Origin of the sequence: Nitrosopumilus sp. Nsub, assembly GCF_001541925.1 — an archaeon.
Taxonomy (GTDB): Archaea; Thermoproteota; Nitrososphaeria; order Nitrososphaerales; family Nitrosopumilaceae; genus Nitrosopumilus.
Genome location: NZ_LQMW01000003.1, coordinates 1 through 7470, shown reverse-complemented (window position 1 = coordinate 7470; position 7470 = coordinate 1). Strand labels below are relative to the sequence as shown.

The following is a 7470-nucleotide window of genomic DNA, read 5'->3' as shown; positions in this document are numbered from 1 at the left end:
ACATATTCAGATTAGATGAGCATGTAAAAAGATTCAGAAAATCAGGACAATTTTATGATATTTCATTAAATTTTACAGATAAAGAAATTTCAGATGCAATTATTGGTATTTGTAAAAAAAATAAAATAAAAAAATCATGCTACATCAGACCATTTTATTTTGTTGGAGATTATGGAATTAATCTACATGTAACAAAAAAAGCTCCAACAAATGTTGCAATTTTTACATTCCCATTTGGGGACTTGTTTAACAAAAATGGAATTACAACAAGTGTTGTATCATGGAGAAAATTTTCAGACAACTCCACCCCAACTCAGGCAAAAATGGGAGGAAATTATCTTAATTCTATTATTGCCACCCAAGAAGCAAAAAGAAACGGTGTAGATGAAGCAATTTTGTTGGATCAAGATGGAAATGTTAGTGAAGCACCAGGCGAAAATATTTTCATCGTAAAAGAGGGTCAATTAATCACACCATCATTATCATCATCAGCACTAGAAGGCATTACTAGAGATGCCATTATCAAAATTGGTAAAGATTTAGACATTGATGTAATTGAAAGGGATTTCAAAAGAAGTGAATTGATCATGTCAGAAGAAATTTTTCTTACAGGTACTGCTGCAGAGATTACACCAGTAATTTCAATGGACTCTAAAAAGATAGGTACCGGAAAACCAGGAGATGTTACAAAGAAAATGATGCAAGAGTACCTTGACATCGTAATGAATAAAAATATTGATTATGCTCATTGGTTAACTGAGGTCTATTAATTGAAAATAATTCAAATTGGAACAGGTGGATGGGGTAAAAACCATGCCAGAATTTTATCAGAATTAGGCGTACTAGTTGCAATTTGTGATGCAGATATTGAAAAAAGTAAAGAATATGGTGAAAAATATTCTGTAAACTATTATCATTCATTAGATGATGTTTTAGAATCAGAAGAGTTTGATGGAGCATTTGTTGTAACACCAACATCAACACATACAGAAATTGTAAAAAAATTGTTAGAATCAAAAAAACATGTCTTTGTAGAAAAACCAATGACATACAAATCTGAAGATGGTGAAAGACTTGCAAAACTTGCCGAAAAAAATAAAGTCATTTTAACATGTGGATATATTGAAAGATTTAATCCAGCAGTAGATGTTGTAAAAAAAATTGTTCATGAAAAAAAATATGGGGATTTAGTCATGTTAGAATTTCACAGAGAAAATAGAATGCCATTACATATCAAAGATGTTGGAATTATTTATGATACATCAGTTCACGATATTGATACTGCAAATTGGTTATTTAATGAAATGCCACAAGTGGTTTTTGCAAGATCAGGAAAAATTAGACATGAACGTGAGGATTTTACAAACATTATGTTAGGATACAAAAATGATAAAGTTGCAATAATTTCATCAAATTGGATAACACCAAAAAAAGTTAGAAAATTTAGTGCAGTTTGTACAGAAGCAATAATTTCATCAGATTTTCTAACACAAGAAATTAAAGTTGAAAAAGATGAAAATTCCGAAATAATTCAAAATGAAAAACAAGAGCCATTAATGAGAGAAATTCAGAATTTCTTAGATGCAATCGAAGATAAAACTAAACAAATTGTTAAAGCAAGTGAAGCAGTAAATGTCACAAAAATTGCAGAAGCGGCACTTTTATCTAGTCAAAAAGGAACCCCAATTTATCTGGATTTAAAATGAATAAGACAATGATGGAGATACTAGCATGTCCTATAGACAAGAATCATCCCTTAGAATTATTTGAAATCAATCAAAAAGAAAACGTGGTAATTGAGGGTGCAATATTTTGTCCAAAATGTACAAGATTTTACCCAATAATGGAAGAAATTCCAATTATGTTACCTGATGATCTAAGAGATAAAAAACATGAAATGGAGTTTTTGAACAAAAACAAAGACAATTTACCTGAAAAAATTATTACAAAGGCAAATCCATGGCATTTGTAAGATAATGGTTACAAATTTTATTTCAGAAAAGGCAAAGATTGGCGAAAATGTTCAAGTATGGCATTTTTCATATATTGGAGACAATGTTGAGATTGGAGACAATGTAAAGATTGGTTCTCTGGCACATATTGATTACGATGTAAAAATTGGGGAAAATACAAAAATTGAAGGACAAGCATACATTCCACCACTATCCAGAATTGGAAAAAATGTATTCATTGGTCCTGCAGCTGTTTTAACAAATGATCCATTTCCAATGTGTGATAAGATGGTAGGAGTTACAATTGAAGATAATGCAGTAATTGGTGCACGTGCAGTAATCAAGGCAGGTGTAAAAATTGGAAAAAATAGTGTTGTTGCAATGGGTGCAATTGTTACAAGGGATGTTGAAGAAAATACTGTTGTTGCTGGTTCTCCAGCTTTTCTAAGATATAGCAGAGAAGAATATGATAAAAAACAAAAAAAATGGTTAGACAGTTAAGAGTTTAGTTCTTTTTTGAAAATCCAGTTTTTTAATTTAGATAAAATTAAAATCCATATTACAACTAATATCAAAGCAATAGTAACTTTAATTCCAGATGCAATAATCCAATGAAATTCACCAAATTGTTGTATAGTAAATGGGCCTAACAAAATAACCATAATACCACCACCAAGAATTATCAAGACCCACATCGCAAATAGAAAACCATAAAGACCAGATTTCATATAGAAACCACCATCATAATTGTAGAAATTATTGCCAAAGCACCTGAAAAAATCGCTAATTTGAAGATGGAATATCCAACTTGTTTTTCAGTTAATGGTCCACCTGCAAGAATTAATCTAACTAATGTTACTGGTGCAGTTTTATCATTAGTTGCTTTAAGTTTAAAATCATCAGTATGCTCTACAGGTTTACCTTTAATTTGACGATGTTCTACTACTCGCTTAACACTAGATAAGAACAAAAATGAGTTAATCACTGCAGGCAACAATGCAATTGCTGCAATAATTTCTACACCACCAACAATTGCAATAACACCATACATAGATCCAAATGTCAGTGCACCAGAATCACCAGGAAAAATTTTACTTGGAATTTTATGATATTTATAAAATGCCAATGAAACAAAGCCCAATGGTAAACTTACAATTGCAATTTCATAGTTTTGTAAAATAAATAAACAAATAGATAATGAAAAACTTGCAATAACCATAAAGCCACTGGCAACACCATTTAGAACATCAATTGAATTAATGGTATTTCCAGTAATTGGAATCATAAAAACTATCAATCCAAGATACAGTAATGGAATTTGGACATCTCCAAATAATGGAAATGCAAGATCTGAATCGTATGCCCCAAGAAAAATAATTGGTAATGCTGCAATAGCTAATGTTACTGGTTTAAACCAACCACCCATAACTTTTCTATCATCAACATAACCAATTACAAATGCTGCAGTTGTCGTAATAATTATTGCAAGAATTTCATTTAGTTGAAAAAATCCATATAAGACAATCTCAGATACAACAATTCCTAAAATTATAGAAGGGCCACCAGGTCTTACAATCATCACATTTTCTTTTTTGTTCATATCTTTTACAGCATAATTTTTTTTAGCCAAAATTTTGATCAAAGGAGGAATAGTAAAATATACTACAAAAAATGCCAGTAAACAAGAAATTACTGCAGGAATAATTAACTCAATCAATATCTAACCTTCTTTAATTCAGCTTTAATGTTATTTGCTATTGTTAAACCAATTTTATCAATTTCTGCCAATTTATTTACAGGAATTTTTGCCAAGTCGTCAAGGTTTTTAATATTATGTTTAAACAAAATACGTGCTCTAACCCTTCCAATTCCTTTCACACGTACCAAATCTAGCAATTCTTCTCTAATTCCATAAACAATTCGTTTTCTCAAATCACTGAATTCCTCAAGCAAATCAGATCTTTCAATGTGTTTAGAAATTTCTCGTAAACAATATGAGAGCCAATTTGCATTTTCTACCATCCTATGCATATCTCCAGCCTCTATTCCAAGAGTATCAGATAAAGAAAGTTCACTGGATTCAGTAATCCACATTTGTAAAGCTAAAAGACTCCTAGAGCAATCATATTCAGAAATAGGCTCAATTAGTTCTGAAGAATGATTTTCAATCATCAAGCTAGTTGATTCATAGTCCTTATTTCTTAGTGAAAAATTTGGAAAGAATTCTTCACAATTTGTCATTAAATGTAAGAATCCAAAAGTATGTTTTCCTTGTTGAGAAACATTATCAATTGCATCTCTAAAAAATGTTGCAGTCAAAGGATCAATGTAAAGCATAGAAGTCTTTTTTCCAAATGCAGTTCCAGCGTATCTTTCACCTTTTTTAATTACTAATTGTTGGCTAGAAAGAAAACGAAGTGAAATATTAATTGCAAAACGTAATGTCGCCTTTGTAGTTTGCAATCCACCTAATGTCTGTAAAAATAATTCCAATAATTCTTCTTTTTTTATTCCAGGATGTGTAACAATAACACTTAGAATATGAGTTCTGAGAGATTTATCATCAGTAATTTTTGAAATAATAGGTTCAGATTCACCATGAATATAATATTCAATTAAATCTTCAGTGTTTCCATTTCCAACAATTATGGATTCACCATACTTATCATATTGAGGTCTTCCAGCTCTTCCACAAAGTTGTTTGTATTCTAAAACACTAATTGGTCTATTTGCACCAACTTTTGCATTATATCTATTGATGTTTGAAATAATAACTCGTCTTGCTGGAAGATTTACACCAGCTGCTAATGTTGGAGTCGAAGATAGTAATTTGATAGTTCCATTTCGAAATTCTTTTTCAATAATCTCTCTACATTTTTGATTTAATCCTGCATGATGAAATCCAACTCCTTTTTTTACAAGTGTTGCTAAAGTTTTTACAATTTCAGTATGTTCATTTTCTTTAAGAATTTGTTTTGATGTTTTTTCTAAAGCAGTTAATTCTTTTTTTTGTAAAAGTTGGGAAATTGCATCAGCTGCTTTTGTTGCAAGGGATTTTGATCTTGCTCTAGTTTCTGCAAAAACTAATGATTGACCACCATTTTGTACAGATTGTACGCCTAAATCTATAGGAATTCCTCGCAAACTAGGTTTTACTTCAAATGTTTCACCATCACTCATGATAACTTTTCCACCATCACAAACTCCTTCAGACAAAGGAACAGGTCTCCAATCATTTTTCACAAGTTTACATTCAAGCCAATCAGCAATTTCATCTGAATTTGTGATTGTTGCACTAAGACCTATAATTTGTGGCTTAGATTCTAATAATTTTAGATGAGTTAAAATCATTTCAAGTGTAGGTCCTCTACTTTCATCTCCAATGAGATGAACTTCATCAGAAATGACTAAACCAATGTCATCAATCCATTCAGCACCGTGTCTAATTATTGAATCCATTTTTTCATTTGTTAAAATCAATACATTACTTTTTTCTAAATTCTTTTCAATATTTTCAAAATCTCCAGTTGAAATACTTGTCTTAATTTTTTTACCAAGAGAAATTTTTTCTAATTTTTTAAATTCTGTAAACTTTTCAGCAGCTAATGCACGTAATGGACTAAGATAGATCACTTTTCCTTTATTTTTAGAAAGATAGTTTAGCATTGCAAGCATTGCAATCAAAGTTTTTCCACTTGCAGTAGGTGCAGAAACTAAAATGCTCCTTCCATCTAATAAACCAGATTTGACACAATCAGTCTGTGGAGGAAATAATTTTTCATATCCTTGTGATTTTAAAAAATTAATTGCAGAATCTGGAAGCGATAATTTTTCTATTTTCATACTCGGTTATAATGACCGGGTTTTGATTCATAAATAGATGCTTCTCTTAGCATTCGTCTAATGTAATTTCTTGCTTCTTCTTCACTGAACTTTTCAGTTTTTTCAAGCTCTTGAACAAATGCACGTTCTTCAACTGCTACTTTGTTGTCTCCTTCAAGACTTTTTAAAATATCCATAAATAATTGCATTTTTGACACTTCACTTCTGGGTTTTCCTTGTAAAACACCAAGATCAACTTTTCCAGTATTAACATCAACACCAGCATCTTGAAGCATGCTTTGAATTAGGAAAATTGCACGCTCAGCATCTTCCTCTTCTACTTTATCCTTCATGAGTAATCTTGCTCTAGCAGTAGAAAGTCTAATTATTCCTTCTAATTGTCTAGGAGTTACAGTAATCATTTCTTCAGATTCCACATTTCTCATTTGTAGGTAATAATCAAGAATTTTTGCTTCAGCCTCTTTTGTTAATTCAGGAGTTCCACGTTTTGCATATGAAAGATATTTTGTTAATAGATCAACTTCAATAACAGATTTTTTGTCAATTCCTGAATTTGTATTTCTTTTGATGATATGTGTTGCAATTTGTTCATCTCTTTCTTTAGTTGGAATATCTCTTACAACAAAAATTAAATCAAATCTAGTCAATAATGGAATGGGCAAATTTACATTCTCTGTAATATTTTTGAATGGATCATATTTTCCATACATTGGGTTTGCTGCAGCTAAAATAGAAGTTCTAGCATTTAATGTAGCAACAATACCACCTTTTGCAATACTTGCAGATTGTTGTTCCATAACTTCGTGTAATGCACTTCTATCTTCAGGTTTCATTTTATCAAATTCATCAATGCTGACTAAACCTTGATCACCCAATACAACTGCACCTGCTTCTAACATCATGATACCCGTTTTATCTCGGACAACTGCAGCTGTAAGTCCTGCAGCTGTTGAACCTCTACCAGAAGTGTACAGACCACGTGGTGCAATTCTAGCACAGAATTTCAGCATCTCACTTTTTGCTGTACCAGGATCTCCAACCAAAAATACATTGATGTCACCTCTAATTTTACTACCATCACCTAACAGTCTTTGATTTGAACCAACAATTAGTAACAAAATAGCTTCTTTGATTAATGTCTGACCTTGAATATGTGGAGCAAAAGAATCAATTAATCTCTGATAAACATCAGAACTTTGACCTAATGATTTTATTCTTTTTTCTTCCTCAGGTGAAATTTCTTCTCTACCAATTTTTCTATCAGTTTTAGAACCACGACCACTTAAAAATTCGATATTGTTACCTTCAATTCTTAATCGATATAAGCCACTATGACCCCTTTGAACGCCAGTTACAGATTCTTGTTCAACTCTAACTACGCCTGTAAGAATAATTCTGTCTCCTGGCCTCGAATTATCAACTAAATCCTGCCTAATTGTAACATCAATGTAATGAGGTAATTGACCCGGAGGCAAATCTTCAGGAAGTTCTTGCAATCTAAGAATTTGAAAATCAATAAACTTACTAGATTCTGGTTTTAATTCAAAATCTCTTTGTTTACAATTTGGATTATCACAAACTACAGGGATTTTTGCATCCATTCCTTTTAGTTGTATTATTTTTGTGATATGTTCATCAGGACATACAAAAACTAATTCTTTTGCAAGAGGTTTGA

At 31.3% G+C, this 7470-nt stretch carries 8 protein-coding genes; 4 read left to right on the top strand and 4 right to left on the bottom strand.

Annotation, left to right across the window (positions count from 1 at the left end; all coding sequences use genetic code 11):
- From AW732_RS00325 to AW732_RS00310, 4 genes are all read left to right on the top strand, one after another.
- A partial coding sequence (locus AW732_RS00325) for a branched-chain amino acid transaminase (protein ID WP_067956837.1) occupies positions 1-770 on the top strand: 770 nt, incomplete at its 5' end.
- The gene (locus AW732_RS00320) at positions 771-1706 is read left to right on the top strand and encodes a Gfo/Idh/MocA family oxidoreductase (protein ID WP_067956834.1); all 936 of its coding nucleotides are present in this window, start codon (positions 771-773) and stop codon (positions 1704-1706) included.
- Entirely contained in the window at positions 1703-1972 is a 270-nt protein-coding gene (locus tag AW732_RS00315) for a Trm112 family protein (RefSeq protein ID WP_067956832.1), read from the top strand. The genes AW732_RS00320 and AW732_RS00315 overlap by 4 nt, the downstream gene beginning before the upstream one ends.
- 4 nt (positions 1973-1976) lie before the next feature.
- A complete protein-coding gene (locus AW732_RS00310) occupies positions 1977-2453 on the top strand; it encodes an acyltransferase (protein WP_067956830.1) in 477 nt (158 codons plus the stop codon).
- On the opposite strand, the gene AW732_RS00305 is transcribed toward AW732_RS00310, so the two are convergent.
- The 4 genes from AW732_RS00305 to AW732_RS00290 form a co-directional block, all read right to left on the bottom strand.
- Positions 2450-2680 carry a hypothetical protein gene (locus tag AW732_RS00305; protein ID WP_067956826.1) on the bottom strand — a complete coding sequence of 77 codons (231 nt, stop codon included), beginning with the start codon at positions 2678-2680 and terminating at the stop codon, positions 2450-2452. The genes AW732_RS00310 and AW732_RS00305 overlap by 4 nt on opposite strands.
- Positions 2677-3669 (bottom strand): glycosyltransferase 4 family protein, encoded by a 993-nt coding sequence (locus tag AW732_RS00300; protein ID WP_067956823.1) that lies wholly within the window; start codon positions 3667-3669, stop codon positions 2677-2679. The genes AW732_RS00305 and AW732_RS00300 overlap by 4 nt, the downstream gene beginning before the upstream one ends.
- Complete coding sequence (locus AW732_RS00295; RefSeq protein WP_067956820.1) at positions 3666-5795, bottom strand: DEAD/DEAH box helicase; 2130 nt, start codon at positions 5793-5795, stop codon at positions 3666-3668. The genes AW732_RS00300 and AW732_RS00295 overlap by 4 nt, the downstream gene beginning before the upstream one ends.
- The coding region (locus tag AW732_RS00290) for a minichromosome maintenance protein MCM (protein WP_067956817.1) at positions 5792-7470 on the bottom strand (1679 nt) is incomplete at its 5' end. The genes AW732_RS00290 and AW732_RS00295, both read right to left, overlap by 4 nt.

Excerpts from the sequence above, each read along its gene's own strand:
- AW732_RS00315 (WP_067956832.1), top strand. The coding sequence starts at position 1,703 with ATGAATAAGACAATGATGGAGATACTAGCATGTCCTATAGACAAGAAT.
- AW732_RS00310 (WP_067956830.1), top strand. The coding sequence starts at position 1,977 with ATGGTTACAAATTTTATTTCAGAAAAGGCAAAGATTGGCGAAAATGTT.
- AW732_RS00305 (WP_067956826.1), bottom strand. The coding sequence starts at position 2,680 with ATGAAATCTGGTCTTTATGGTTTTCTATTTGCGATGTGGGTCTTGATA.
- AW732_RS00295 (WP_067956820.1), bottom strand. The coding sequence starts at position 5,795 with ATGAAAATAGAAAAATTATCGCTTCCAGATTCTGCAATTAATTTTTTA.